The following is a 202-nucleotide window of genomic DNA, read 5'->3' as shown; positions in this document are numbered from 1 at the left end:
TCGGCCTGCGCGCGGCCGGCCAGCTCAAGGACGACACCGTCGTGGCGACCGTGATGAGCAACCTCGGCTTCGTCAACGCGATGCGCGCCGCCGGCGTCGCGGTGCGCCAGACCGCGGTCGGCGACCGCTACGTGCTCGAGGAGATGAACGCCCACCACTACTCGCTGGGCGGCGAGCAGTCGGGCCACGTGATCATGCGCGA

1 pseudogene is annotated in these 202 nt (G+C 71.3%); it reads left to right on the top strand.

Going from position 1 to position 202, the window contains the following annotated elements:
* Window positions 1–202 (top strand): annotated as a pseudogene (locus QWY29_RS21400) (phosphoglucosamine mutase); the annotation flags it as partial.

Origin of the sequence: Nocardioides abyssi, assembly GCF_030412915.1 — a bacterium.
In the GTDB taxonomy this organism is placed as follows: Bacteria; Actinomycetota; Actinomycetes; order Propionibacteriales; family Nocardioidaceae; genus Nocardioides; species Nocardioides abyssi.
This window is presented reverse-complemented; position numbering and strand designations above follow the sequence as displayed.